The following is a 26,504-nucleotide window of genomic DNA, read 5'->3' on the forward strand; positions in this document are numbered from 1 at the left end:
CCGGCGGTCCCGGGACGCGGGTGACCGTGGACGGATCGCTCAGGGGCGGCGGCGGAGCGTGGCGAGCGTGATCGCGGTGAACAGCAGGGCGACCACGGCCGTGCCGATCAGCAGCGCGGTGACGGACGCGTGGCCGGTGGCGGGAACCTCCACGTCGGCCATCCGCACCGCGGGTGCCGGGGGCGCGGCGCAGACGACCGCGCCCGGGACGGCCGCGTCACCGCCACCGGCCGGTGCCGTCGGGCAGAGGTGCGGTTCCGGCGTCGCCACCGCGGCCGGGCCGGCGCCGAGACCGCCGGTGCCGGAGTAGACCGGGTCCTGCCAGCAGGCGAGGAAGCCCAGCACGCCCAGCGTCAGCAGGATCGCCCAGCGGACGACGCGGCGGCGCGTGAGGAAGCCGCCGGCCTCCGGGCTGGAGGCCGGCGTCGCGGGCGGGCGTCGCGGGCTCACGGACGGCTACCCGGGGAGCGCGGTCCAGGACTGGTGGAGCAGGCCCTCCGGGTTCTGCAGGGAGAGCACGCGCGCGCCGCCGTACCGTTGCTCGCCCAGGCCGGCCACCAGGTTGGCGCCGGCCGCGCGGAGCGTGAAGCCGTTGTCGGTGGGCAGGACGACCCAGTGCTGTTCATCGGCCGCCTCCTTGCAGGTGACCTGGACGAGGGGGACTCCGGCGGCGAGCTCGCCGTCCAGCGGGACCACGCACTTCTCCGTGACCCTGGAGATCAGCTGGAACGCGTTGCCGACCCGGCGCAGGCTCCACTGCTGCTGGGTGACGCCTTCGGCGCGCTGGGCCACGATCGGCGTGGACTCGTTGGAGCGGGCGCCGTAGAGGTGCGCGGCACCGCCGGTGAGCGCGTTGTTGAGCTGGAACCAGCCCTCCATGATCGGACGGGCCGCCGGTGAGGTCTTGGCCGCGAGCGCGTCGGTGAACCGCTCGCCGTCGTTGGTCAGCACCTGGATGCTGTACTCCGTGCCGGGTGTCAGGCCGATGATCCGGGCCCGGGTGGCCGCGGTGACGCCGATGATCTGCCCGTTGACCGCCACCGTGTAGTGCACCGCGTCCGCGGACGCGTTCCAGCTGACCCGGGTGGACGTGCTCGTGGTGTCCCGGATCTTCAGGAAGCCGGGCGGTGGTGGCGCGCCGATCGGCGGTTCGCTGGCCAGGCCCGGCTCGGCCGGCGGCGGTGCCGGCAGGGACGGCGTCGGCGAGGCCGCGGACGCCGTGACCGACGGGCTGGGCGAGGCCGGCGCGCCGGCGCCCTGGCCACCGGCCGGCGCCTGCCCGGCGGCCGGCGTCTTGTCGTCGTCGCCGCCGGTGTCCTCCGGGTCCTCGGGATCCTCCGGGTCGTCCTCACCGCTGGTCGGCGTGGGCGAGGCCGGTGCCGGCGTGGGTGACGCCGTGGGTGCGAGGGACCGCCGGGGCGACGGCGACGGGTTGCCGCGCGGCGGCGCGACGGTATCGGCCGGACGCTGGGGGGCGGGATCGGCGGCCGGCGCGGCCTCGCGGATCAGGAACTCGCTGTTCGCCAGGTTCCAGTTCTGCGTGAGGTAGCTGCCCGGCTCCGGGTCGGTGTTGAAGTAGTCGTCGCCGCCGCAGTCGAGCAGCGCCTCGCCGGACGGGCTCCCGCAGTCGACCCGGACCTCCTCGCCGCTCTCGTCCGGGTAGCACATCAGGTCGTGGTCGTCGACGCAGTGGCCCAGGCCGCTGCTGTTCGGCGCGCCGTCCGCGACGCCGCCGAGCGTGTGCACGAGCTGGTGCGTGGCCATCGGCGCGGACCAGCAGCCGGCGTCGACGCGCGCGTAGGACGGGCCGCCGTTGTTCAGGTTGCCGGCGTCCGCCCGCGGGTCCCGGATGACCGTGCCGATGCCGCAGTAGACGTTCGTGTCCGCGAAGATCAGATATTTCCGGTCGGTACGGTCGTAGCCGAGCGCGCGCAGGCCGGCGAGCGTCACGTCGAAGCTGTCCAGCCGGTCCGCGGGCAGCTGCACCTCGGTCACGTCGACGCGGCAGTCCGGCGTGGTCACGTAGCGCACATGGCGGATGCCGCCGGTGCGGGCCGCGCTGGCGGCGAAGATCTCGTCGACCTCGGCGGCCCAGCGGCGGATCGACGGCAGGTAGCGGCTGAACCGGCTGACCGCGTCCGTCGGGTACGCGTACAGCACCTGCACCCGCTTGCCCTGGTAGCCGTCGCCCTCGCAGGCCACGCCGTCCTCGCCCATGGTGAACGCGTCGTCGCCGCTGGCCGGGTCCGGCACCAGCGCGGGCATCGAGCTGGCCGGGACGACCGCGCCCTCGTCGCGCACCACGTCCGCGTCGTCCGGCACGCCGCGGGTGTCCTTGACCGGCTCGACCAGCGGGGGCACGCCCTCCGCGATCGGGGCCACGTCCTGGGTGACCTTGAACGTCGGCGGTGCCGGGTCCGGGCCGTACGAGCAGACGCCCTCGGAGTCGTTGATCTCGTAGGCACCGATGCAGAGCGAGTTGCGGCTGGCCGGGGTGAGCCCGTCGTAGACCAGGCCGTCCTCCGGCTGGCTGGCCGGCAGCGCCGCGATCGGCACCAGGCCGGGCAGCGAGCTGATGCCGGGCGTCCACTGGGTGAGCAGCGCGGGCAGGACCAGCAGCAGGACGCCGAGCACCACGGCACCGGTGGCCAGGTTGATCCGGCGCGGGAAGCGCACGGTCGCGGGCAGGTCCCGCGCGGCCGACGTGCGCCGGACGACCTCGCCGTGCCGTTTCGCGGCCCGGGGCGAGGCCGGTGGCTCGACCGGCGCCGGGACGCGTCCACCGCGGTCCCGCCGGATCGCCTGGACGCGCATCAGCTGGGTCCGGCTGGCCCACGCCGGCAGTTCCTGGGCACGGCGGCGGGCACCCTCACGCCGTACCGCGGACGGGGTGCGGGGTTCCGTGGGTTCGGCCGGCGCGGACGCGGTGGTCAGCCGGCCGCGCAGCGACGTGATCGCCGGGACGGCCCGCGCGGTGACGATCTCGCGCACCCGGTCCCAGCGCGCCACGACGCCGTCCGGCCGGGCGATGCCGGACCGGCGGGCGACGGTGGACAGGCGGGTGATCCCGGTGAGCCGGGCGATCCCGGACAGGCGCGCGAGTCCGGAGGAGAGACCGGTCCGCCGCGGCTCGGGAGCCCCCGCGCGGCGGTGCCGTGCGGAGGTCGAGGCGAACGAGGCCGGAAGATCCCGGATGAAGGAGCGCGTTGTGGCCGTTCGCCGCCGTGGAAGCTCGCGGTGCGACGACACGCGTGTGATACCTCCGCATGGTGGGCGTGCGGCGGGGTGAGGGTTTGGGGGACCGCACCCCGCCGCACGCGGGTTACACCGGACCGGGGTGTGGGGACGACTTGCGGGCGGTGGTCCGACGTAACCGGATGGGATCGGGTTGAAGACTGCCACCTGGCAGATGGCTGTGGGAATGGGCTTAAGGCGAAACTAAGCAAAGTTTGGGAATCGGATCGTTGGGTGGCCTTCGCATCACTCGGCGTTATCCCGTGGGCGGGGCCACCGGGGTCGTCCCGGCTCGCCCGCCAGGCGTCCGACCAGGCCGAACCGGCTGGCCTGTTTCGGTTTCGCCTCCGCGTCGCCGAACAGCAGGACCACGCTGGCGCCGCCGAGCGAGGACCGCGCGATGCTGACCGAGCCGCCGGTGGCGAGCGTGGCCCGTTTCGCGATGTCCAGCCCGAGCCCGGTGGAACCGCGGTCGGACGCGCCACGCTGCAGCGCCCGTTCCGGGTCCGGGATGCCGGTGCCCGCGTCGTCGACCCGGATCGCGATCCAGCCGTCCCGCCGGGACACGCCGATCTCGAACGCGGTGCCCTGCGCGGTGTAGCGGAACACGTTGCCCAGCACCGCGTCCAGCGCGGCGGCCAGCTCGGAGCGGGGCACCTGCACCGGGATGCGGGTCTGCGCGCCGAGCACCCGGTACGGGCGGTTCTGGTCGCCGGCCAGCGCGGACCAGAACGTCATCCGTTCCCGGACCACCTCGCTGGCGTCGCAGCCGCCGTCCTCCGGCGGTGGGGCGCCGCGGTCCGCGACCGCGCGCCGGGTGGTGGTGATCAGCGCGTCCACCTCGCCCTCCAGCGTCACGATGGCCTGCCGGATGCGCCGGATGGTGCGCCGCCGGTCCAGCTCCGCCGCGGAGAAGTCGCCGACGCTGGTGTCGTCGGGGTCGAGCGCCTCCGCGTCCAGCCGCAGCACGGTCAGCGGGGTGCGCAGCCGGTGCGACAGGTCCGCCACCATCTCCCGTTCGTTGGTGCGCGAGGTGACCAGCCGGTCCGCCATCCGGTTGAACGCGTAGCCGGCCTCGGCCAGCTCGCGCGGGCCGGTCGGCTGGATGCGCACGCCGAGGTCGCCGTCGCCGACCGCCATCGCGGCCCGGACCAGCGACTTCGCGGAGCCGACCGTTCGGCCGGCCAGCCGGTCGACGACGAACACGCTGGCGCCGACCAGGCCGAGCGCGATCAGGGCGAGCGTCCACCAGATCGCGGGGACGCCGTCGTTGAGCGCGTGGTCCGGCACGAACACCTCGACGACCGCGGTGCTCTCGCCGACGATCACCGGTTCCAGCCGCAGCGCGCCGCCGGCCACGTCGACCACGAGCGGGCGGCCGCCGTCGACCGTGCGCTCCAGGTCGGCATCGGAGGCGCGGCCGGTCGCGGACTCGTTGGAGAGCCCGAGCACCACCGGTGTGTCGGTCAGCGGGCCGCTGCCGGCCGCCTCGATCGCGCGCTGCACGCCCGCCTCGTCGGCCTGCGCGGCCAGCGCGCCGGCGACGATCGCACTGCGCCGGCCGGCCTCGGTCAGCGCGCGTTCCCGTGCGTCCTCCCGGACCTGGATCGCGAGGGGGATCACGAAGACCAGCGCGGCCACCGCGGTCATCGCCGCGCTGACGTACGCCAGTCCCGCCCTCAGTCCGGTGCCACCAACCGGAATCCGACCCCCCGCACGGTGCGCAGGTAGCGCGGTTTCGCCGCGGACTCGCCCAGCTTGCGGCGGAGCCAGTACAGGTGCACGTCGATCGTCTGGTCCTCGCCGACCGATGGCTGTCGCCATACCTCCTCCAACAGCTCCCGGCGGGACACCACGCGACCCGGGCGGGCGGCGAGGTAAGCGAGCAGGTCGAACTCCTTGCGGGTCAACGCGAGCGGCGCGCCGTCGAGCTGCGCGGAGCGCTCGCCGACGTCGACCCGCAGGCCGCCGACCTGGTGCACGGCCGGCTGGGCGGTGCGGGTGGCGCGCCCGGCGCGGCGCAGCACGGTGGTGATGCGCGCGTCCAGGTGGGCGCCGGTGAACGGCTTGACCATGTAGTCGTCGGCGCCGGAGCGCAGCAGCCGGACGATCGACTGCTCGTCGTCCCGCGCGGTGGCGATGATGATCGGCACGTCCGTGATGCCGCGCAGCATCCGCAACGCGTCCGCGCCGTCCAGGTCGGGGAGTCCGAGGTCGAGCACGACCAGGTCGGGGGTCTCCGCGGCGACCCGGCGCAACGCTTCCAGCGCCGTGCCGACGGCATGGACGGCATGCCCACGATCGGCGAGGCTGCGCAACATCGCACCCCGCACGACGTGGTCGTCCTCGACGAGCAACACCGTGGCCATGCGAAGAACGTACTTGGCGTGGCAAGCGCGACGGAGTCTGGGGCATCGATGTTGTGGGATGAGTCAGGAAATATCGGGCTATAAAGACCGACCCACAACCCTTCGGCGGTACGGAATTCAGCCGCTCGCCCGAGGCCGGCGCGCCGAACGGCGTACCCCCGCCGCCGGCCCGGCCGGCCTGACCTCTTCGCGGGTTTGACAGTCCTGATCGAGATGTGTGAATCTCTGTCGCGGAGCCGATTTTCGCAGGGCAAGACGCGCGCCGGAGCACGGGCAGCTCACACGCCGCGCCGCACTCGTCCCTCTTCCTGCCTTGGAGCGCTCCGCATGCATTCTGCTCTGTCCCGAAACCTCCTTCTCCGCGCGCTGGCCGTGGTGGCCGCCGCGATCGTCGTGGTCACCGCCGGCTGGGCGGTGCCGGCCCGGGCGCACGGCAACATCCAGGACCCGCCGTCACGCAACTTCTCCTGCTGGGAGCGGTGGGGCGGCGACTTCCAGAACCCGGCCATGGCCACCGAGGACCCGATGTGCTGGCAGGCCTGGCAGGCCGACCCGAACGCGATGTGGAACTGGAACGGCCTGTTCCGCGAGGGTGTGGCCGGCAACCACCAGGCCGCCATCCCGGACGGCCAGCTGTGCAGCGCGGGCCGGTCGAACAGCGGCCGCTACGACGCGCTCGACGCGGTCGGCGACTGGTCGGCCACCACGGTGTCGAACTCGTTCACCGCGCACGTCTTCGACCAGGCCAGCCACGGCGCCGACTACATCCGGGTCTACGTGACCGAGCAGGGGTACGACCCGACGACGCAGCCGCTCGGCTGGGGCGACCTGGAGCTGGTCAAGGAGATCGGTGACACGCCGGCCGCGCGGTGGGACCAGGTCGCCGGCGGCGTCGCGCTGGACATCCCGGTCGACGCGCCCGGGCGCACCGGCCGGCACGTGGTCTACACGATCTGGCAGGCCAGCCACCTCGACCAGTCCTACTACTGGTGCAGCGACGTGAACTTCGGCGGCACCGGGAACCCGACGCCGACCGCGACCGCCACCTCGTCGCCGACCCCGGCGCCGTCCGTGACCGGCTCGCCGACCTCGTCGCCGACACCGTCCCCGACCGGCGGTGCCGCGGGCTGCTCGGTGACCTACTCCACCGCGTCCACCTGGTCCGGCGGCTACCAGGGCGACGTCAAGGTCACCGCGGGCGGCGCCGCGATCAAGGGCTGGCGGGTCACCTGGACGCTGCCCGGCGGCCAGGCCATCAGCCAGTCGTGGAACGCGACCGTCACCACCAGCGGCTCCGCGGCCACCGCGACGAACGCCGGCTACAACGGCGCGCTGGACGCGGGCGCGAGCACGTCGTTCGGCTTCATCGCCACCGGCACCCCGGGGGCGATCGCGCCGACCTGCACCGCGACGGTCTGATCCGGGCGACCGGTCATGTGCGACCGCGCGGATCATCCGCGCGGTCGCATATATAAAGGCATGATGAGCTACACCGCCGCTTCCGCACGTTATGACGGTCCGATGCAGTACCGGCGCACCGGGCGTTCCGGGCTCGACCTGCCGGTGCTGTCGCTGGGCCTCTGGCACAACTTCGGCGACGACGTACCGGTCGAGACGCAACGGGGGATCGTCCGGGCCGCGTTCGACGCCGGGATCACCCACTTCGACCTGGCCAACAACTACGGGCCGCCGTACGGCGCGGCCGAACGCAACTTCGGCCGGCTGCTGCGCGAGGACCTGCGGCCGTACCGGGACGAGATCGTCGTCTCCACCAAGGCCGGCTGGGACATGTGGCCCGGCCCGTACGGGCAGGGCGGTGGCTCGCGGAAGTACGTGCTGGCCAGCCTCGACCAGTCGCTGGACCGGCTCGGGCTGGACCACGTCGACATCTTCTACTCCCACCGGTACGACCCGGACACGCCGCTGGCGGAGACCGCGGCCGCGCTGGACACGGCCGTGCGCTCCGGTCGCGCGCTCTACGTGGGCATCTCCTCCTACGACGCGGACCACACCCGGGAGATGGCCGGGCTGCTGCGCGAGCTGGGCACGCCGCTGCTGATCCACCAGCCGTCCTACTCGATGCTCAACCGCTGGATCGAGACCGAGGGCCTGCTCGACGCGGCCGAGGCGGAGGGCGTCGGCGTGATCGGCTTCACCGCGCTCGCCCAGGGGCTGCTGACCGGCAAGTACCTGACCGGCGTCCCGGCCGGCTCCCGGGTCGACCAGGGCAAGTTCACGATCGACGACGACCGGGTCGGGCAGCTCACCGCGCTGAACGAGATCGCCGGCCGGCGCGGGCAGAGCCTGGCGCAGACCGCGCTGGCCTGGGCGCTGCGCGACCCGCGGGTCACCTCGCTGGTGATCGGCGCGAGCAGCACCGGACAGCTGGAGCAGAACATCGGCGCGCTGGCGAACCTGGAGTTCACCGGCGACGAACTGGCCGAGATCGACAAGGTGCTGGCCTCGAACACCGCGTCCGTGGACGAGTGGGAGGACGCGCGCCGCGGCACGCTCTGACGCGTGGGCGGGCGGGACTCTGGCGCGGTATGGGTACAGTCCGGAACCATGGCCGAGGAGTCCCGCCTGATCACGAGTCTGCGCGGTGCGGTCGACGCCGCGCCGGACGACGTGCCGCTGCGCCTGCACCTGGCCGAGATCCTGCTGCGCGACGGGCACCAGGACGCGGCGATCACGGAGATCGCGCTTGCCCTCCAGCGGGCGCCGGGCGACGCGGACGCGCGGTCGCTGATGACCCGCGCGATGGCGCCACCCGGCCCGGCGGCCGGCACCCCCGCACCCACCGCGGAACCACCACGCCGGCCCGCGGCGGGTGCGGAACCCGCCGCTGCGGCCGGGCCGGGCGCGGAACCGGCCCGCCGGCCCGCACCGACCGCTGAATCCGCCGCGCCGGCCGCGGAGCCACCGCGCCTGTCCGCGCCGGCCGCGGAACCCACCGCCGCGGAACCTGCCGCGCCCACCGCGTCTGCCGGGGAATCTGCCGCGCCCGCCGGGGAGCTGGCCGCGTCGGCCGGGGAACCTGCCGCGTCGGCCGGGGAACCGGTGGCGAAAGCCGGGGAGCCGGTGGCGAAGGCCGGGGACGGGCCCGAGGGGACCGGGCCGGCCGGGGGAGTGCGGGGGACGCCGGAGCAGGGGGCGGACGTACCGGCGAAGGCTTTTGATTGGCGGGAGGCGGAGGAGCAGGTCGGTGACGTGGTCCCGCCGCGCTTCGCACGCCCGGCACCGGACGACGACGGCGAGCCGGATCAGGTGCGGGCGGACGGCCGGCCCGGTCCCGGTGATCGCTGGCAGGCGGAGTCGGTCGGCGGGCTGACGCTGGCCGACGTGGGCGGCATGCGGGAGGTCAAGGAGCGGCTGGAGGCCGCGTTCCTGGCGCCGATGCGCAACCCCGAGCTGCGCCGGCTGTTCGGCAAGAGCCTGCGCGGCGGCCTGCTGCTCTACGGCCCGCCCGGCTGCGGCAAGACGTTCATCGCCCGTGCGGTCGCCGGCGAGCTGGGCGCGCGTTTCCTCAACGTGGCGATCAGCGACGTGCTGGACATGTGGCTCGGCACCTCGGAGCGGAACATGCACGAGGTCTTCGCGACCGCCCGCCGGATGGCGCCCTGTGTGATCTTCCTGGACGAGCTGGACGCGCTCGGCGGCAAGCGCAGCCGCGCGGCCACGAACGGCATGCGCACCACCGTGAACCAGCTGCTCACCGAGCTGGACGGGGTGGACGGCGCGAAGAACGAGGGCGTCTTCGTGCTGGCCGCGACGAACGTGCCGTGGGACGTGGACGTGGCGCTGCGCCGCCCCGGCCGCCTGGACCGGACGATCCTGGTGCTGCCGCCGGACGCGCCGGCCCGCGCCGCGATCCTGGAGTACCACCTGCGCGACCGGCCGATCGAGAACGTCGACCTGGCCAAGCTGGTCAAGGCCACGGACGGGCTCTCCGGCGCGGACCTCGCGCACCTGTGCGAGAGCGCGGCCGAACGTGCGCTGCTCGACTCCGCCCGGTCCGGCACGGTCCGCATGATCGGCATGCCGGACCTGCTGGCCGCCGCGAAGGCCACGGTCCCGTCCGCGGAGCCGTGGTTCGCCGCCGCCCGCAACGTGGCGATGTTCGCGAACGAGGGTGGCATGTACGACGACCTGCTCGCCTACCTGAAGGCCCGGCGCCGGTTGTGACCCTGGAGCGGGCGGAGCTGCTGGTCGAGGCCGGGCGGTACGGCACGGCCGGCGAGCTGCTCTCCCGGCTGGTCGCGACGGACCCGGACGACGCGGGCGCCTGGCTGCTGCTCGGCCGGGTGCACCTCGGCACCGGGGACGTCCCGGCCGCGCTGTCCGCGCTCGACGAGGCGGTCCGGATCGCGCCGCACGCGTACCCGGTGCTGTACCTGCGCGGCTACCTGCTGGCCCGGGCCGAGCGGGACGCGGAGGCCGAGGCGTCGCTGCGTGCCGCGATCGCGGCCCAGCCGGATCAGGCCGCACCGTACGTGATCCTGTCCCGGCTGATCCGGACCCACCCGGGCCGCGCGCCGGAGGCGTACGCGCTGGCCGGCGAGGCGGTGGCCCGGGAGCCGGAGCTGCCCGGCGCGCACCTGGCCGTGTGCCTGGCCGCGGCCACGCTCGGCGACGACGCGATCTGTGTGCGCGCGTTGCGCGAGACGCTGCGCCTCGACCCGGAGCACGAGGAGGCGCGGACGCTGTTCACGCTGGCCGAGGCGGCGGGTGCGCCGGCCGGCCGGGCGTCCGCGGTGATCGCGGACGCGCTCGCGGCGAACCCGCGGCTGGACGGGCTGCGGCCGAAGCTGGACCACGCCGGCTACCTGCTGCTGCGCCGCACCCGCTGGCCGGCGCTGGCCTGCCTGGTGGTGGCCGGTGCGGCGATCGACCTGCCCACCGCGGACGAGCCGCAGGTGCTGTCGGACTCGCTCACCGGCCGGCTGTGGGGGCTGCTGGTGATGGCGCTGATCTGGGGCGTCGCCGGGTTCCTGCGGTACCGCCGGCTGCGGGCCGGCGTGCGACTGCACCTGTTCGTGCTGCTCCGCCGCGGCCGGTGGTCGAGGATCGTGGTCGCGCAGACCGTGCTGGTCATGGCGACCGCGCTGTTGGTGCTGCTCTGGCCGTGGCCGGACCCGGACGTCCCGGGCGCGCTCCTCGGCTGCGCGCTGCTGCCCGTCATGCTCACGATGATCTTCGACGGCCGGATGCCGCGCTGACGGATCTTCGCCGGCTCGCGGCGTCAGACGGTCTCGGTGATCTCGGCGTAGGGCGCGTCCTTGCGCCAGGTCACCCAGATGGATGACGAGTGGGTGTCGTTCTCGAACGTGACGCGGGACGAGCTGGGCGCCGCGTCCTGGTCGACCTCGAAGCCGGCGGCCGCGGTCGCGGAGACCACCGTGATCGCCGACTCGGAGACCGTGATCACCGCGGTGCCGCCGCGCACCGCGAACTCACGCCGGAACACGCCGCCGCCGGTGTCCTGCCACGCGCCGGCCTGCCGGACCTCCGGCTGCGACGGAGCGGGCGTCGGTGACGCGGACCGGGACGCGGACGGGGACGGGCTCGCCGAGGTGGGCGGCGCCGCCGGCGTGGCCGGCGCGGGTGCCGGCGACGCGGACCGGGACGCGGCCGGCGTCGGCGGCGCGATCGTGGCCGGGGCCGCCGCGCGCAGCTCGGCCGCGGACAGCGGACCGTTGCGCTGCGGTGCCGCCGCGCCGATGATCGACCGGATGCCGAGCCAGGACCCGCCGGCCGCCACCGCGGTCGCCACCGCCCAGACCAGTAGGTATGCCAGCCGTCGTCGCACGCGGCCATCATGCCCGACGGAACGCGATCCGACGAGCGGGGCCACCGTACCCTCGTGGTGATCTTTTGAACGTCTATCGGAGGAACCGCATGCAGCCCGCAGGCGCCGCTCATCGTGCGGGCCGGATCGTCGCCGCCGGCATCGGGCTGCGGCGGCAGCTCGCCTACGTCATCCTGGCCACCGCCACCATGGTCGCGCTCGCGTTCCTGATCCCGCTCGCGCTGCTGGTGGCGCAGCTGGCCGAGGAGCGCGCGGTCGCGGACGCGGAACGGCAGGTCGCGGTGGTCGCGGCGGTGCTCGCGATCACCACGCAGCCGGCCGCGGTGGAGGAGGCGATCGCCTCGGACGACCTGCCGGTCACCGTGCACGGGCTGGCCGGGGTGCAGCTCGGCGCCAGCGGGCACGCGACCGTCGGCGACGTCACGCTGGCCCGCACGTCCGGTGACCCGCTGACCGGTGACGTACCCGGCGGGATGGTCTACCTGGAACCGATCGACATCGGCAAGGACGCGGCGCCGGTCGTCGAGGTGTTCCTCTCCGACGCGGTGCTGAGCGAGGGCGTGCACGCGGCCTGGGCCGCGTTGACCGGCGTCGCCGTGTTCCTGATCGTGGTCTCGGTCGCGGTCGGGGACCGGCTGGCGCGCAACCTGGTCCGGTCCGCGGACCGGCTGGCCCGTGCCTCGGTCGCGCTCGGCGAGGGCGACCCGGACGTGCGGATCTCGCCGACCGGCCCGCGCGAGCTGGCCGAGGCCGCGCTCGCGTTCAACCGGATGGCGGACCGGCTCGCGGTGCTGCGGACCAACGAGCGGGAGATGGTCGCGGACCTGTCGCACCGGCTGCGGACGCCGCTGACCGTGATCCGGCTCGACCTGGAGACGTTGGACCGGCCGGTCCGGTCGGCGCGCGAGGAGGACGACCGGCTGCGGACCGTGCACCGGGTCCGGGACGCGGCCGAGGCGCTGGAGGGGGAGATCGACGAGCTGATCCGGGCGACGCGAGCCGCCTCGGTCGAGCCGGCCCCGACGGCGGAGGTCCGGTGCGACGCCGGCGAGGTCGTCCGGCAGCGGATGGCGTTCTGGTCCGCGGTGGCCGGTGACCAGAACCGGCCGTGCGTGATCGTCGGCGCGGACGCCCCGGCGCCGGTCGCGCTGCCCCGCCCGGAGCTGGCCGCGGCGCTGGACGCGGTGCTGGGCAACGTGTTCCGCTACACGCCGCAGGGCACCCCGATGGAGGTGGCGGTGTCCCGGCGGGACGGATACGTGGCGGTCCGGGTCGACGACGGCGGTCCCGGCATCGCGGACCCGGACACCGCGGTGCGGCGCGGCGCGAGCGGGCGCGGCTCGACCGGGCTCGGGCTGGACATCGCGCGCCGGGCCACGGTCGCGACCGGCGGCACCGTGAGCATCGACCGGGCCCGGCTCGGCGGCGCCAGCGTGGTGCTGCTGTTCGGCGATCCGGACGCGGTCCGGCAGGAGCGCGTCCCCCGTCAGCGGCGGCGCTCGCAGCGATAGCATCGGTGGGTTGTCTTCCCGAATGAACGGAGATCCCACCGTGTCCGCACCGACATCGAAGCCCGCTGAGACGGACCAAGTCGTCGTCCCGGCCGGGACGACGGCGGCCGACGCGGTGGCGGCGATCGGCCTGCCCCTCGCCGGCCCGAAGGCGATCGTCGTGGTCCGCGACGAGCACGGCACGCTGCACGACCTGGACTGGTCGTCCGACCACGAGTCCGTGATGACGCCGGTCCCGCTGGACTCGCCGGACGGGCTCAACGTGCTGCGGCACTCGACCGCGCACGTGCTCGCGCAGGCCGTGCAGTCGCTGTTCCCGGAGGCCAAGCTCGGCATCGGGCCGTACATCCGGGACGGCTTCTACTACGACTTCGACGTGGCCACGCCGTTCACGCCGGACGATCTCAGCAAGATCGAGAAGAAGATGCAGGAGATCATCAAGAGCAACCAGCGGTTCCGCCGTCGGGAGTTCGCCTCGATCGAGGAGGCGCGCGCGGAGCTGGCCGGCGAGCCCTACAAGCTGGAGCTGGTCGGTGAGGCCGGCGCCGGTGGCTTCGACGCCGAGGAGATCATGGAGGTCGGCGGCGGCGAGCTGACCATCTACGACAACCTGGACGCGTCCGGCGAGAAGGTCTGCTGGGGCGACCTGTGCCGCGGCCCGCACCTGCCGAACACCCGGCTGATCGGCGCGTTCAAGCTGATGCGCTCCGCCGCGGCCTACTGGCGGGGCAGCGAGAAGAACCCCCAACTGCAGCGGGTGTACGGGACGGCGTGGCCGACCCGGGACGCGCTCAAGGCGTACCAGAAGCTGCTCGAGGAGGCGGCCCGCCGCGACCACCGCAAGCTCGGCGCGGAACTCGACCTGTTCTCCTTCCCCGACGAGATCGGCTCCGGCCTCGCGGTCTTCCACCCCAAGGGCGGCATCATCCGCCGCGAGATGGAGAACTACTCGCGCGAGCGGCACGAGGCGGCCGGCTACTCGTTCGTGAACACGCCGCACATCACCAAGGGCAGTCTCTTCGAGACCTCCGGGCACCTGCAGTGGTACGCGGACGGCATGTTCCCGCCCATGGAGGTCGAGGGCGCGAACTACTACCTCAAGCCGATGAACTGCCCGTTCCACAACCTGATCTTCCGGGGGCGCGGCCGGTCGTACCGTGAGCTGCCGCTGCGCCTGTTCGAGTTCGGCAGCGTCTACCGGTACGAGAAGTCCGGCGTGATCCACGGCCTCACCCGGGTCCGCGGCATGACGCAGGACGACGCGCACATCTACTGCACCCAGGAGCAGATGGCGGACGAGCTGAAGTCGCTGCTCACGTTCGTGCTGGACCTGCTGCGCGACTACGGTCTGAACGACTTCTACCTGGAGCTGTCCACGCGCAACCCGGAGAAGTCCGTCGGTACGGACGAGAACTGGGACCGGGCCACCGAGGCGCTGCGGATCGCGGCCGAGGACTCCGGCCTCGAGCTGGTTCCCGACCCGGGCGGCGCGGCGTTCTACGGCCCGAAGATCTCCGTCCAGGCGCGGGACGCGATCGGCCGCACCTGGCAGATGTCCACCATCCAGGTCGACTTCAACCTGCCGGAGCGGTTCAACCTGGAGTTCGCCGCGTCGGACGGCACCCGGCAGCAGCCCGTCATGATCCACCGGGCGCTGTTCGGCTCGATCGAGCGGTTCTTCGGCGTGCTCACCGAGCACTACGCGGGCGCGTTCCCGGCCTGGCTGGCGCCGGTGCAGGTGATCGGCATCCCGATCCGCGACGACCACCGGGAGTACCTGGAGGGCTTCATCTACCTGCTCAAGGCCGCGGGCATCCGGGCCGAGCTGGACGCCGGCGACGACCGGATGCAGAAGAAGATCCGCACCGCGCAGCAGCAGAAGATCCCGTTCATGGTGCTCGCCGGCGACGACGACGTGGCCGGCCAGACCGTGTCGTTCCGCTACCGGGACGGCTCCCAGCGCAACGGCGTGCCGCTGGACGAGGCGGTCCGGCACGTCTCCGACATCGTCCGGTCCCGCACCAACGTGCCGCCGTCGGCCAACCCGGTCGAGGAGCCGCCCGCGCCGGACACCAGCGCGGCGGACCTGGAGGAGCGCACGATGCAGGAGGTGACGGCGCTCGCCAACCAGGCGGCCGCCAAGCACGCGCAGTAGGTTCCGTCGCGACGGGCCGGGGACGCCTCCCCGGCCCGTCGCGCGTTCCGGCGGTGCGTGTCCGGGATGTTGCAAAAAAGCTGCACGTCGATGTCGTTGACCCGGTCGCGGGCGCGGGTTAGCGTCGTGTCACTCGCGCGGGCAAGCGCTTTCCACCCTCGGTGTCGCGGTCCGCGCCGGCTCCACGCTCGACCCGTTCGGTCCTGTTCCGCCCACGTCTCGTTCGCTGTTCCGTTCGTTCGCCGGCGCCGCGTTCCGCCCGACTCGGCGCCGGCCCACCTCGCTGAGGAGCACGCCCATGCGCCGACGGACCTTCCTCGCCGCGACCGGTGCCGGCACGCTGCTCGCGGCCGCCGGCCCGGCCGCCTCCGCCTCCGCCGCGGCGCCGGCCGGGGTGCCCGCCGGGTTCGCGGGCCGGCGCGACGTGCTGGTCGTCGCGCCGGGTGACAGCGTGCAGGCCGCGGTGGACGCGGTGCCGGCGGGCGTGGCGTCCACGATCCTGATCCGCCCCGGGACGTACCGTGGGCAGGTCGTCATCCCGGCCGACCGGCCGTTCCTGACCCTGGTCGGGCTGGGCCGGCGCCGGTCGGACGTGGTGATCGTCGACGACCGGGCGAACGGCACGCCGAACCCGGCCACCGGCGGCACCTGGGGCACGTCCGGCAGCGCGTCCGTGACCATCTCCGCGAACGACGTCACCGCCCGCAACCTGACCTTCGCCAACGACTTCGACGAAGCCGCCCATCCGGAGATCTCCGGGCACCAGGCGGTGGCCGTGCTGACCCGCGGCGACCGGCTGCGCTTCGAGGACGTGGCGTTCCTGGCCAACCAGGACACGCTCTACGTCAACAGCCCGGCCGCGGCGACGATCTCCCGGGCCTACTTCCGGAACTGCTACGTCGAGGGAGACGTCGACTTCATCTTCGGCCGCGGCACCGCCGTGTTCGACCGCTGCCACGTCCACTCGCTGAACCGGCACCTCGGCTACGTCACCGCGGCCAGCACCGACATCGGCAACCCGCACGGCCAGCTGTTCACGCACTGCCGCCTCACCGGCGACGCCCCGGCCGGCACGGTCCACCTCGGCCGGCCCTGGCACCCGAGCAACGACCCGAACGCGATCGGCCAGACGATCATCCGGAACTCGTACCTGGGCGCGCACGTCCGCGTCGACGCGCCGTGGTCCGACTTCGGCACCTGGCCGTGGACCGGCGCTCGCTACGGCGAGTGGCGCAACACCGGGCCGGGTGCCGCGATCAATCCGAATCGACCCCAGCTGACCTCGCCGGACGGGTACGATCCCCGCACGTTCCTGGCCGGTGCCGACGCCTGGAACCCGTGCAACCCATAGGATCGCGTGCGTGGGAGACCTGAGCACGCCGCCGGAAGACCGCCCCGTCGCACCGGCCGTCACCGGTGAACCGGACGCGCTCGACCGCCTCTGGACCCCGCACCGGATGACCTACATCGCCGGCCAGGAGCGGCCGTCCGAGGGGTGCGCGTTCTGCCAGGCGCCGGACCTGCCCCGGTCGGACAGTCTCGTCGTGGCCCGCGGGGCGCTGGTCTACGCCGTGCTCAACCTGTATCCGTACAACCCCGGTCACCTGCTGATCTGCCCGTACCGGCACCTCGCCGACTACACCGACCTGACCGTCGCGGAGACCGCCGAGCTGGCCTCGTTCACGCAGATCGCGATGCGGGTGGTCCGGGCCACCAGCAGCGCGCACGGGTTCAACATCGGGATGAACCAGGGGTCCGTCGCCGGCGCCGGCATCGCCGCCCATCTGCACCAGCACGTGGTGCCCCGCTGGGGTGGCGACGCGAACTTCATGCCGATCGTGGCCCGGACCAAGATCCTTCCGCAGCTGCTCACCGAGACCCGCGATCTGCTCTCCTCCGCCTGGCCCGCCACGTAATCCTGTTCCGCGCCGAACCTCGGGCCGTCCGCCGTCGTCCCTCAGGCATGACGATTCGCAACATTTATCTCGCTGCGGCCGAAACGTTCGCGGACCTGGCCTCGCGGACACCGGTCGACGGATTGGACGGTCCCGGGGTCGGCGAGTGGAGCCTGCGCGAGCTGGTCGGGCACACGGTCAGTGCGGCGCTGCGCCCGGTCGCCGTCGCCGGCGAGTCGCCGCAGCCGGGGCTGGTGCTCGACTCCGCGGAGGCGTATTGCGTGGTCATCCAGGGGGCGCCGCGCGAGCTGCTGGCCGCCTCGGCGGCGTCGGTCACGCAGAACGCCCGTGACTACGGAAAGGCGCTCGGTGACCGGCCGGGCGCGGTGGTACGGGAGCATCTCGCGCGGGCCGGGGCGGCGCTGGACGGTGTCGGCGACGACGAACTGGTCGTGTCGCCGGTCGGCGCGATGAAGCTGCGGGACTGGCTGTCCACCCGCGTGCTCGAGCTGGTGGTGCACACCTCGGACATCGCCCTGGCCGCGGGCGTGCCGGTCACCCACGACGCCGCCGCCGTCACCGAGGCGGCGGTCTTCGCGGCGCGGGCGACCGCCGCGCTCGGTGCGGGTGTGCCTCTCGTGCGGGCGCTCACCGGGCGTGAGCCGCTTCCGTCCGGCTTCTCCGTGGTGCAGTGACCGATGCGGCCCGGGGCGCGCGAGCCCCGGGCCGCGGAACGGCTCAGGACGTTCCGTGCTCCTTCTTCACCGCGTCGGCGACGTGCGACGGCATCGGTTCGTAGCGGGCGAACGTGCGGGAGAACGTGCCCGCGCCGGAGGTCATCGAGCGCAGCTCGACCGCGTACCGGACCAGCTCGGTGGCCGGCACCTCGGCCCGGATCAGCGTCCGGGCGGCGTCCGGGTCGGCGTCGCTGCCCATGACCCGGCCCCGACGCCCGGAGAGGTCGCTCATCACCGCACCGACGTACGCGTCCGGCACCCGGATGGTGACGTCGTCGACCGGTTCGAGCAGCGTGATCGCCGCCTTCTCGGCCGCGTCCCGCAGCGCCAGCGAACCCGCGGTCTGGAACGCCGCGTCGGACGAGTCGACGCTGTGCGCCTTGCCGTCGAACAGCGTGACGCGCAGGTCGACCACCGGGTACCCGGCGGCGATGCCGCGTTCCATCTGGGCGCGCACGCCCTTCTCCACCGACGGGATGTAGTTGTGCGGCACCGCGCCGCCGACCACCTTGTCCACGAACTCGAAGCCGGAACCGGCCGGGAGCGGCTCGACCGAGATGTCGCAGACCGCGTACTGGCCGTGGCCGCCGGACTGCTTGACGTGCCGGCCGTGCCCCTTGCCCGGCCCGGCGAACGTCTCGCGCAGCGCGACCCGGACCGGCTCGGTCTCGAGGTCGACGCCGCCGGTGCGCAGCCGGTCCAGCACCACGTCCGCGTGCGCCTCGCCCATGCACCAGAGCACGATCTGGTGCGTGTCCGGGTTGCGCTCCAGGCGCAGCGTCGGGTCGCCGGCGACGAGCCGGCCCAGGTTCTTGGCGAGCGCGTCCTCGTCGGAGCGGGTCTTGGCGACGACCGCGACCGGCAGCAGCGGCTCCGGCATGTCCCACGGCTCGATCAGCAGCGGCTGGTCCTTGGTGGAGATCGTGTCACCGGTCTCCGCGCTGCCGGACTTCGTGATCGCGCAGATGTCGCCGGCGATGCACACGCCGACCTCGCGCAGCGTGCTGCCGAGCGGCGAGTAGATGTGCGCGACGCGCTCGTCCGCGTCGTGGTCCGGGTGGCCGCGGGAGGCGAGGCCGTGACCGGAGACGTGCACCACCTTCTCCGGGGTGAGCGTGCCGGAGAAGACGCGGACCAGTGAGACACGCCCGACGTGCCGGTCGATCGTGGTCTTGACCACCTCGGCGACGAGCGGGCCGTCCGGGTCGCAGGTGAGCGGCTCGCGGGCGGAGCCGTCGATGCCGGTGACGATCGGCAGGTCGTGCTCGAGCGGCGACGGGAACGCCTTGGTGAGCAGCTCCAGCAGCACGTCGAGGCCGACCCGGTCGGGCGCGCAGACCGGGACGACCGGGTAGAAGTGGCCGCGCGCGACCGCCTTCTCCAGGTCGGCGATGAGGATGTCGACCGGGATCTGCTCGCCGCCGAGGTAGCGGTCCATCAGCGTCTCGTCCTCGGACTCCGCGATGATGCCCTCGATCAGCTCGTTGCGCGCCTCCTCGATGGCGCCGAAGTGCTCCGGGTCGGGGTCGCGGACCGCCGCCGGGTAGCCGTTCGTGTAGTCGTAGATCCGCTGGGTGATCAAACCCATCAGGCCGGTGACGTTCTCGCCGTCGTCGTCCAGCATCGGCAGGTAGAGCGGGAGCACGTTGTCGCTGAAGACGCGCTGGCAGAGCGCCACGGTCTCGTCGAGGTCGGCGCGCGGGTGGTCGAGGCGGGTGACGGCGACCGCGCGCGGCATGCCGACCGCGGCGCACTCCTCCCACAGGGCGGCGGTGGCGGCGTCCATGCCGTCGACGGCGGACACCACGAACAGGGCGGCGTCGGCGGCGCGCAGCCCGGCGCGCAGCTCACCGACGAAGTCCGCGTACCCCGGGCTGTCCAGGAGGTTGACCTTGATGCCGTCGTGGATCAGCGGCGCGCAGGCGAGCGTCACGGAGCGCTGCTGCCGTATCGCGGCCGGGTCCTGATCGCAGACCGTGGTGCCGTCGGTCACGCTGCCGGTGCGCGGCACCGTGCCGGTCGCGGCGAGCAGCGCCTCGACCAGCGTGGTCTTCCCCGCGCCGGAGTGGCCGACCAGCACCACGTTACGTACCCTCCCGGGCTCGTCCACCACCGGCGCACTGCCGGCGACCGCCCTCTCCTGTGTCTTCTGCGCCATGATCGGCGCACCTCCCTCGGGTCGATTTGTGTCGTTCCTGGCCCCGTCGCGTAGAGGCGTCGGCGATGATCCCCCAACGCCGCCCGTAACCTGAAGTTTCGCAAGGTGATGCCGGTCACGTTGCCTGATGTGATGGGCCCGTGGCAAGCCGTCACCGTGCGTCGGCTATCCGCGCGTGCGGTGTCGCGCACAGCGACGCGCCGCTATGGTGGGACGGCCATGGCAAAGATCCTCTCGGTCTCGGCGCGCGCCGGGATGGCTCATCTCATCGAACCGGTCAGTCGTGCCCTCCTCCGGTTGGGCGTCACGCCCAACGCGGTCACCGTCGCGGGCACGATCGGCGTGGTCTTCGGGTCCGTCTTCTTCGGCACTCGGGGCCACTTCATCATCGGCGGCATCGTCGTCACACTCTTCTGCTTCACGGACCTGATCGACGGGACGATGGCCCGGCTGCGCGAGGGGCCGAACGGTCGGTTCGGCGCGCTCCTCGACTCCAGCATGGACCGGATCGCGGACGCCGCGATCTTCGGCGTGCTGGTGTACTGGTTCGGCAAGGAAGGCGACTGGCTCACCGCGACCGTGGCGCTGGTCTGCCTGGTCGCGAGCATGATCGTGTCGTACGTGAAGGCACGCGCCGAGGGCCTGGGCTTCGAGTGCAACGTCGGCATCGTGGAGCGGCCGGAGCGCCTGATCGGCATCGGCATCGGCGCGCTGAGCACCGCGTTCGGCGTGATGTGGGGCATGCAGGTGGTGCTCTGGACGCTGGCGATCCTGTCGATCGTCACCGCCGGCCAGCGCATGCGCCACGTCTACCGGCTCGACCAGGCCGCGCTGCGCGAGCCGGTCGCATGAGCGGCCTCGCGGAGTTCGGCTTCCGGGCCGGGTGGAAGGTCGTGCAGTGGCTGCCGGAGAAGGCGGCCCTGGCGATCTTCCACGCGGGTGCGGACCGGGCCACCCGGAAGCGCGGCAAGGGCGTCGAGCGCTTGCGGGCCAACCTGCGGCGGGTCAAGCCCGACATCTCCGAGCAAGAGCTGGACGCCCTGGTCAAGCAGGGTATGCGGTCCTACGCGCGCTACTGGTCGGACACGTTCCGCCTGCACACGCGCACGCCGGAGGAGCACCGGCGGCGGTTCCGCTTCGACCGGCTGGACGACCTGACCCGCGAGGCGACCTCCGGCAACGGCGTCATCCTGGCGCTGCCGCACAGCGGCCACTGGGAGGCGGCCGGCGCCTGGGCCGCCGCGAACGGCTGGAAGCTGATAACCGTCGCCGAGCGGCTCAAACCGGAAAGCGTCTACCAGCAGTTCCTCGCGTTCCGGCGGGCGCTCGGCATGGAGATCATCCCGACCAGCGGCAGTGACCGGTCCCCGCTCGACCTGCTGGCCGAGAAGCTGAGGGCCGGCTACATCGTGCCGCTGCTCGCGGACCGGGACCTCTCCAGGCGCGGCATCGACGTGACGTTCTTCGGCGGCCGTGCCCGCATGCCCGGCGGCCCGGCGCTGCTGGCCGTGCGCACCGGCGCGCCGCTCTACGTGGTGCAGATGTGGAACGACCCGGACGGAATCGCCCACGGTCGGCTGGTCGGCCCGATCCCGGTGCCGGCGGAGGGCACGCTTGACGAGAAGGTGCGGTTCCTGACCCAGGAGATCGCGGACCGGCTCGCGGACGGCATCGCCGAGCACCCGGAGGACTGGCACATGCTGCAGCGGGTGTGGGTGGACGAGCCCGCGCAAACACTGGCCTGAGGGGGTACGAGTGCGGATCGGCATCGTGTGCCCGTACTCCTTCGACGTGCCGGGCGGTGTGCAGAACCACGTGATGGACCTGGCCGAGGCGCTGATCGGCCTCGGCCACGAGGTCAGCGTGCTGGCCCCGGCGGACGAGGACTCGCCGCTGCCGCCGTACGTGGTCGCGGCCGGGCGGGCGGTCCCGCTGCCGTACAACGGGTCGGTCGCGCGCATCTCGTTCGGCCCGGTCTCCACGGCCCGGGTCCGGCGCTGGCTGGCCCGCGGCCACTTCGACGTGCTGCACGTGCACGAGCCCCTCACGCCGAGCCTGTCCCTGCTGGCCGTGCTGAACGCGGACGGCCCGGTGGTGGCCACGTTCCACACCGCGATGACCCGGTCCCGCGCGCTCGCCGCGGTGCAGGGCGCGCTGCAGATCGTGCTGGAGAAGGTGACCGCGCGGATCGCGGTGAGCGCGCTGGCCCGCCGCGTGCAGGTCGAACACCTCGACGGCGGCGCCGTGGAGATCCCGAACGGCGTGGCCGTGGCGAAGTTCGCGGACGCGGAGCCGCTGGACGGCTGGCCCGGCCCCGGCGGCGCGATAGGTTTCCTGGGCCGGTTCACCGAGCCGCGCAAGGGCTTCCCGATCCTCCGCCAGGCGTGGGTGTCCCTGGCCCGGACCCGGCCCGGACTGCGGCTGCTGGTGGCCGGCCCGGGCGAGCGGTCGGACCTGCTGGAGCACGTCCCGGCGGAACTGCACGACCGGGTGTGCTTCCTCGGCATGGTGTCCGAGCAGGACAAACCGCGCATGCTGCGCAGCGTCGACGTCTACGTGGCGCCGAACACCGGAGGCGAGTCCTTCGGCATGATCCTGACCGAGGCGATGGCCGCCGGTGCCGCGATCGTGGCCAGCGACCTGGACGCGTTCCGCCGCGTGGTCGACAACGGCCGCGCCGCCGAGCTCTTCCCGGTCGGCGACGCGAAGGCCCTGGAGAACGCGCTGGCCGGGCTGCTCGACGACGCGGAGCGCCGCGCCGAGCTGTCCGCGCTGGCCCGCCGCGCGGTCGACGCGTACGACTGGCCGTCGGTCGCCCGCCGCGTGCTGGAGGTCTACGAGACCGCGATCGAGGCCACGGACGGCCGTGTCCTGGAAGCCCCGCAGGTGATCGAGTGACTACGATGCCAGGCATGTGGTGGTGGGTCGGCGCGGCCGTCGTGCTCTCGCTGCTCGCCGCCTACCTCATCTGGACCGACCGGCGCGTCGAACGCCTGCACGCCCGCGCCACGTCCGCCGCCGCCGCGCTCGACGCGCACCTGCTCCGCCGGGCCGCGGCCGCGGCCGTGCTGGCCGAGCAGCTGGACGCGGTCGAGCTCTACTCCGCCGCCCGGATCGCGCTCGACGCCGGCTCCCGCCTCGACGGCGGCGACGCCCGCCTCGGCACCGGCGTGGACTCCGGCGAGCGCGAGGCCGCCGAGAACGACCTGACCCGCCAGCTGCGCCGCCTCGCGCCCACCGCGGACCTGGCCACCGCGGAGCCGGTCGTCGCGGCCAGCCGCCGGGTCGCGCTCGCCCGCCAGGTCTACACGGACTCGGTCCGGGACGCCCTGCTCAACCGGGACCGGCCGCTGGTCCGGGTGTTCGGCATGGCCCGCGGCCACGACCGGCCCCGCTACTTCGACATCGACGAGCCCACGCTGACGCCGTCGCTGACCGAACCCCCGCGCCAGTTCACCCGGCACGAGGCCCCGTCGTCCTCGCCGGTCAAATCCTGACGGCGGCGCTCTCCCGCCCACTCCCCGGCGGGATCTCAGCCCGGCCCGCCGGTGGTTTCGCCGCGGTGAGTGCGTCGCGCCGGGCATGCCAGTTCGACCGAGTGGCATCAAACAAAACGACATATCGGTCATGAGGGGGCCGGTCCGGTGACCTCGCAGGCCACTGGGGGGCCGATTGGACGTCGAGTCGGTGACCACTCGGGCGTAGCGTTCGCCGGGTCGACCACACTCCCGAGGAGCGTCCCGTGTCCGAGAACCCCGTCAGTGAGAACCCAGACCGGCCCGTGGTCGGCAGCGCGCGCGTGAAGCGCGGCATGGCCGAGATGCTCAAGGGCGGCGTGATCATGGATGTGGTCACGGCGGACCAGGCGAAGATCGCGGAGGACGCCGGCGCGGTCGCGGTCATGGCGCTGGAGCGGGTGCCCGCGGACATCCGCGCGCAGGGCGGCGTCTCGCGGATGAGCGACCCCGACATGATCGAGAGCATCATCGCGGCCGTGTCGATCCCGGTCATGGCGAAGGTGCGGATCGGTCACTTCGTCGAGGCGCAGGTGCTGCAGGCGCTCGGCGTGGACTACATCGACGAGTCCGAGGTGCTGACCCCGGCCGACTACGCGAACCACATCGACAAGTGGGCCTACACGGTGCCGTTCGTCTGCGGCGCCACCAACCTGGGCGAGGCGCTGCGCCGGATCACCGAGGGCGCCGCCATGATCCGCTCCAAGGGCGAGGCCGGCACCGGCGACGTCTCCAACGCGACCACGCACATGCGCCGGATCCGTGCCGAGATCAAGCGGCTGACCAGCCTGCCCGAGGACGAGCTCTACGTCGCCGCCAAGGAACTGCAGGCGCCGTACGACCTGGTCAAGGAGGTCGCCGAGACCGGCAAGCTGCCGGTCGTGCTGTTCACCGCGGGCGGCATCGCCACCCCGGCCGACGCCGCGATGATGATGCAGCTCGGCGCGGAGGGCGTCTTCGTCGGCTCCGGCATCTTCAAGTCCGGCAACCCGGCGCAGCGCGCGGCCGCGGTGGTCAAGGCGACCACGTTCTACGACGACCCGGACGTGATCGCGAAGGTCTCCCGCGGCCTGGGCGAGGCCATGGTCGGCATCAACGTCGACGACATCCCGGTGCCGCACCGTCTGCAGGAGCGGGGCTGGTGAGCGCCGACCCGACGATCGGCGTCCTCGCGCTGCAGGGCGACGTCCGCGAGCACCTGGCCGCGCTGGCCGAGTGCGACGTGCTGGCCCGCCCGGTGCGCCGGCCCGAGGAACTGGACAGCGTGGACGCGCTGGTGATCCCGGGTGGCGAGTCCACCACCATCGCCAAGCTCGCGGCCGAGTTCGGGCTCTTCGAGCCCGTACAGAAACGGATCAACGACGGCATGCCGGTGTACGGGTCGTGCGCCGGCATGATCATGCTGGCCGGGACCGTGCTCGACGGCCGCCCGGACCGCCCGCCGTTCGGCGGGATCGACATGACGGTGCGCCGCAACGCGTTCGGCCGGCAGGTCGACTCGTTCGAGGCCGCGGTCGGGATCGACGGCATCGACGGTGACCCGTTCCATGCGGTCTTCATCCGCGCGCCGTGGGTCGAGGAGGTCGGTCCCGGCGCGCAGGTGCTGGGCCGCGTCACGTCCGGTCCGGCCGCCGGTAGGATTGTTGCGGTTCGGCAGGGGCACCTGCTCGCCACCGCCTTCCACCCGGAGCTCACGGGTGACCTCCGAGTGCACGAGGCTTTCGTCGATCTTGTGAGACGAGCCGGCTAGCACGGGTGCGGACGGCGCGGCGAGCCAGACGCAGACGACTACGGGAGGCATGTGATGTCCGGCCACTCCAAGTGGGCAACCACCAAGCACAAGAAGGCCGTCATCGATGCCAAGCGTGGCAAGATGTTCGCCAAGCTGATCAAGAACGTCGAGGTCGCCGCCCGCACCGGCGGCGGTGACCCGGCCGGCAACCCGACGCTCTTCGACGCCATCCAGAAGGCGAAGAAGAGCTCCGTGCCGAACGACAACATCGACCGGGCGGTCAAGCGCGGCTCCGGCCTCGAGGCCGGTGGCGCCGACTGGCAGACGATCATGTACGAGGGGTACGGCCCGAACGGCGTGGCGCTGCTGATCGAGTGCCTGACCGACAACCGGAACCGGGCCGCGACCGAGGTGCGCACCGCGCTCACCCGCAACGGCGGCAACCTCGCCGACGCCGGCTCGGTGGCGTACATGTTCTCCCGCAAGGGCGTCGTGATCGTCCCGAAGACCGACGGTCTGACCGAGGACGACCTGCTCATGTACGTGATCGACGCGGGCGCCGAGGAGGTCAACGACCTCGGCGAGGCATTCGAGATCGTCTCCGAGCCGACCGACATGCCCGCGGTCCGGTCCGCGCTCACCGACAACGACATCAAGTACGACTCGGCCGACACGAACTTCGTCGCGTCCGTCAACGTCCCCCTCGACGAGGAGGGCGCCCGCAAGATCTTCAAGTTGATCGACGTGCTCGAGGACTGCGACGACGTCCAGAACGTCTTCGGCAACTTCGACATCTCCGACGAGGTCATGGCCGCGGTCGACGCGTAACGACTCCGTCCGAAGTCCCCCGGCGCCCGCGCCGGGGGACTTCCGCGCACCTCGGCAGGCCCACCGGCCACACCCACGACGTTCGCGGGTACCCCCGCGGCATCCGCCCGCGTCGCCGTGCTGCCGCGCCTTCCGCCCGCGTTGCCGTGCTCCCGTGCCATCCGCCCGCGTTGCTGTGCTCGCGCGGTGTTCAGGGGCCGTCGCCGTGCTGTCGCGCGGCGCTGCCCCGCGCCGCCCGGCTGTCGCGGCGTCCGACTGGATTCGCCGTGGTTGCGCGTACCGCGGTGGTGAACTGGATTGTGGCCTTTGCGCCTCGGCGCCGAAAGCGCAGAACGCCGCCTGCGCCACGAGACGGGCAGCCAGTCGCCCACGCCATGCCCGATATATCCCGACAAAGACGCCGGACGCGCGAGCGGACGTGCCCGTGGCCCCGCTCCGGCCGGACGAATCCGCCGACCTCCCGGCGGCCACACTAAGATCCCGCTTGATCCCGGTTCAGCCGGGCGGCGCGTGAGTGGTGAGGCGGCGAGGCGTGCAGGCAGACGTGGCGGCGGCCCGGCC

At 73.1% G+C, this 26,504-nt stretch carries 21 protein-coding genes and 1 pseudogene; 16 read left to right on the top strand and 6 right to left on the bottom strand.

The window, feature by feature from the left end; translation table 11 throughout:
* Nucleotides 1-39: 39 nt before the first annotated feature.
* The 4 genes from J2S44_RS29870 to J2S44_RS29885 all read right to left on the bottom strand — a co-directional run bounded on the left by J2S44_RS29870 (nucleotide 40) and on the right by J2S44_RS29885 (nucleotide 5,603).
* Nucleotides 40-450, bottom strand: coding sequence for a hypothetical protein (locus J2S44_RS29870; protein WP_310420688.1), 411 nt, complete (start codon nucleotides 448-450; stop codon nucleotides 40-42).
* A 6-nt stretch (nucleotides 451-456) separates the two neighbouring features.
* Nucleotides 457-3,249: an RICIN domain-containing protein gene (locus tag J2S44_RS29875; protein WP_310420690.1), complete on the bottom strand. Its 2,793-nt coding sequence runs from the start codon at nucleotides 3,247-3,249 to the stop codon at nucleotides 457-459.
* A gap of 231 nt (nucleotides 3,250-3,480) precedes the next feature.
* A complete protein-coding gene (locus J2S44_RS29880) occupies nucleotides 3,481-4,884 on the bottom strand; it encodes a sensor histidine kinase (RefSeq protein WP_310420692.1) in 1,404 nt (467 codons plus the stop codon).
* Between the two features lie 29 nt (nucleotides 4,885-4,913).
* A complete protein-coding gene (locus J2S44_RS29885) occupies nucleotides 4,914-5,603 on the bottom strand; it encodes a response regulator transcription factor (protein WP_306832792.1) in 690 nt (229 codons plus the stop codon).
* 327 nt (nucleotides 5,604-5,930) lie between these two features.
* Here J2S44_RS29885 and J2S44_RS29890 point away from each other — a divergent pair, with 327 nt between their 5' ends.
* The 4 genes from J2S44_RS29890 (at nucleotide 5,931) to J2S44_RS29905 (ending at nucleotide 10,822) form a co-directional block, all read left to right on the top strand.
* Nucleotides 5,931-7,022 carry a lytic polysaccharide monooxygenase auxiliary activity family 9 protein gene (locus J2S44_RS29890; protein ID WP_310420694.1) on the top strand — a complete coding sequence of 364 codons (1,092 nt, stop codon included), beginning with the start codon at nucleotides 5,931-5,933 and terminating at the stop codon, nucleotides 7,020-7,022.
* A 63-nt stretch (nucleotides 7,023-7,085) separates the two neighbouring features.
* The gene (gene mgrA, locus J2S44_RS29895) at nucleotides 7,086-8,120 is read left to right on the top strand and encodes an L-glyceraldehyde 3-phosphate reductase (RefSeq protein WP_310420696.1); all 1,035 of its coding nucleotides are present in this window, start codon (nucleotides 7,086-7,088) and stop codon (nucleotides 8,118-8,120) included.
* Between the two features lie 48 nt (nucleotides 8,121-8,168).
* Nucleotides 8,169-9,788, top strand: coding sequence for an ATP-binding protein (locus J2S44_RS29900; protein ID WP_310420698.1), 1,620 nt, complete (start codon nucleotides 8,169-8,171; stop codon nucleotides 9,786-9,788).
* Nucleotides 9,785-10,822, top strand: coding sequence for a tetratricopeptide repeat protein (locus tag J2S44_RS29905; RefSeq protein WP_310420700.1), 1,038 nt, complete (start codon nucleotides 9,785-9,787; stop codon nucleotides 10,820-10,822). Before J2S44_RS29900 ends, J2S44_RS29905 begins: the two co-directional genes overlap by 4 nt.
* Before the next feature lie 23 nt (nucleotides 10,823-10,845).
* On the opposite strand, the gene J2S44_RS29910 is transcribed toward J2S44_RS29905, so the two are convergent.
* The gene (locus tag J2S44_RS29910; RefSeq protein WP_310420701.1) at nucleotides 10,846-11,412 is read right to left on the bottom strand and encodes a hypothetical protein; all 567 of its coding nucleotides are present in this window, start codon (nucleotides 11,410-11,412) and stop codon (nucleotides 10,846-10,848) included.
* An 89-nt stretch (nucleotides 11,413-11,501) separates the two neighbouring features.
* Between J2S44_RS29910 and J2S44_RS29915 the strand changes: the two genes are divergently transcribed.
* From J2S44_RS29915 to J2S44_RS29935, 5 genes and pseudogenes are all read left to right on the top strand, one after another.
* Complete coding sequence (locus tag J2S44_RS29915; RefSeq protein ID WP_310420703.1) at nucleotides 11,502-12,923, top strand: HAMP domain-containing sensor histidine kinase; 1,422 nt, start codon at nucleotides 11,502-11,504, stop codon at nucleotides 12,921-12,923.
* Between the two features lie 40 nt (nucleotides 12,924-12,963).
* Nucleotides 12,964-14,964: pseudogene (gene thrS, locus J2S44_RS29920) on the top strand (threonine--tRNA ligase); the annotation flags it as partial.
* Nucleotides 14,965-15,376: 412 nt separating this feature from the next.
* Nucleotides 15,377-16,429: a pectinesterase family protein gene (locus J2S44_RS29925; protein ID WP_310420705.1), complete on the top strand. Its 1,053-nt coding sequence runs from the start codon at nucleotides 15,377-15,379 to the stop codon at nucleotides 16,427-16,429.
* A gap of 106 nt (nucleotides 16,430-16,535) precedes the next feature.
* Nucleotides 16,536-16,994, top strand: coding sequence for an HIT family protein (locus tag J2S44_RS29930; protein WP_310429992.1), 459 nt, complete (start codon nucleotides 16,536-16,538; stop codon nucleotides 16,992-16,994).
* Nucleotides 16,995-17,041: 47 nt separating this feature from the next.
* The gene (locus tag J2S44_RS29935; protein ID WP_310420707.1) at nucleotides 17,042-17,668 is read left to right on the top strand and encodes a maleylpyruvate isomerase N-terminal domain-containing protein; all 627 of its coding nucleotides are present in this window, start codon (nucleotides 17,042-17,044) and stop codon (nucleotides 17,666-17,668) included.
* A gap of 43 nt (nucleotides 17,669-17,711) precedes the next feature.
* Here J2S44_RS29935 and J2S44_RS29940 read toward each other — a convergent pair whose 3' ends face one another.
* Nucleotides 17,712-19,868 carry an elongation factor G-like protein EF-G2 gene (locus J2S44_RS29940; protein ID WP_310420709.1) on the bottom strand — a complete coding sequence of 719 codons (2,157 nt, stop codon included), beginning with the start codon at nucleotides 19,866-19,868 and terminating at the stop codon, nucleotides 17,712-17,714.
* 219 nt (nucleotides 19,869-20,087) lie between these two features.
* Here J2S44_RS29940 and pgsA point away from each other — a divergent pair, with 219 nt between their 5' ends.
* From pgsA to J2S44_RS29975, 7 genes are all read left to right on the top strand, one after another.
* Nucleotides 20,088-20,720 carry a phosphatidylinositol phosphate synthase gene (gene pgsA / locus J2S44_RS29945; RefSeq protein WP_310420711.1) on the top strand — a complete coding sequence of 211 codons (633 nt, stop codon included), beginning with the start codon at nucleotides 20,088-20,090 and terminating at the stop codon, nucleotides 20,718-20,720.
* Nucleotides 20,717-21,613 carry a phosphatidylinositol mannoside acyltransferase gene (locus J2S44_RS29950; protein WP_310420713.1) on the top strand — a complete coding sequence of 299 codons (897 nt, stop codon included), beginning with the start codon at nucleotides 20,717-20,719 and terminating at the stop codon, nucleotides 21,611-21,613. The genes pgsA and J2S44_RS29950 overlap by 4 nt, the downstream gene beginning before the upstream one ends.
* A gap of 10 nt (nucleotides 21,614-21,623) precedes the next feature.
* Nucleotides 21,624-22,766: a glycosyltransferase family 4 protein gene (locus J2S44_RS29955; RefSeq protein ID WP_310420714.1), complete on the top strand. Its 1,143-nt coding sequence runs from the start codon at nucleotides 21,624-21,626 to the stop codon at nucleotides 22,764-22,766.
* Between the two features lie 5 nt (nucleotides 22,767-22,771).
* Nucleotides 22,772-23,365 (top strand): LemA family protein, encoded by a 594-nt coding sequence (locus J2S44_RS29960; protein WP_310429994.1) that lies wholly within the window; start codon nucleotides 22,772-22,774, stop codon nucleotides 23,363-23,365.
* Nucleotides 23,366-23,610: 245 nt separating this feature from the next.
* Nucleotides 23,611-24,528, top strand: a complete 918-nt coding sequence (pdxS, locus tag J2S44_RS29965) for a pyridoxal 5'-phosphate synthase lyase subunit PdxS (RefSeq protein ID WP_310420715.1) — start codon at nucleotides 23,611-23,613, stop codon at nucleotides 24,526-24,528.
* Nucleotides 24,525-25,133, top strand: coding sequence for a pyridoxal 5'-phosphate synthase glutaminase subunit PdxT (pdxT, locus tag J2S44_RS29970; protein ID WP_310420717.1), 609 nt, complete (start codon nucleotides 24,525-24,527; stop codon nucleotides 25,131-25,133). The genes pdxS and pdxT overlap by 4 nt, the downstream gene beginning before the upstream one ends.
* Before the next feature lie 54 nt (nucleotides 25,134-25,187).
* Nucleotides 25,188-25,943, top strand: a complete 756-nt coding sequence (locus J2S44_RS29975) for a YebC/PmpR family DNA-binding transcriptional regulator (RefSeq protein ID WP_310420719.1) — start codon at nucleotides 25,188-25,190, stop codon at nucleotides 25,941-25,943.
* Nucleotides 25,944-26,504: the final 561 nt, after the last annotated feature.

This window comes from Catenuloplanes niger (genome assembly GCF_031458255.1).
Classification (GTDB): domain Bacteria; phylum Actinomycetota; class Actinomycetes; order Mycobacteriales; family Micromonosporaceae; genus Catenuloplanes; species Catenuloplanes niger.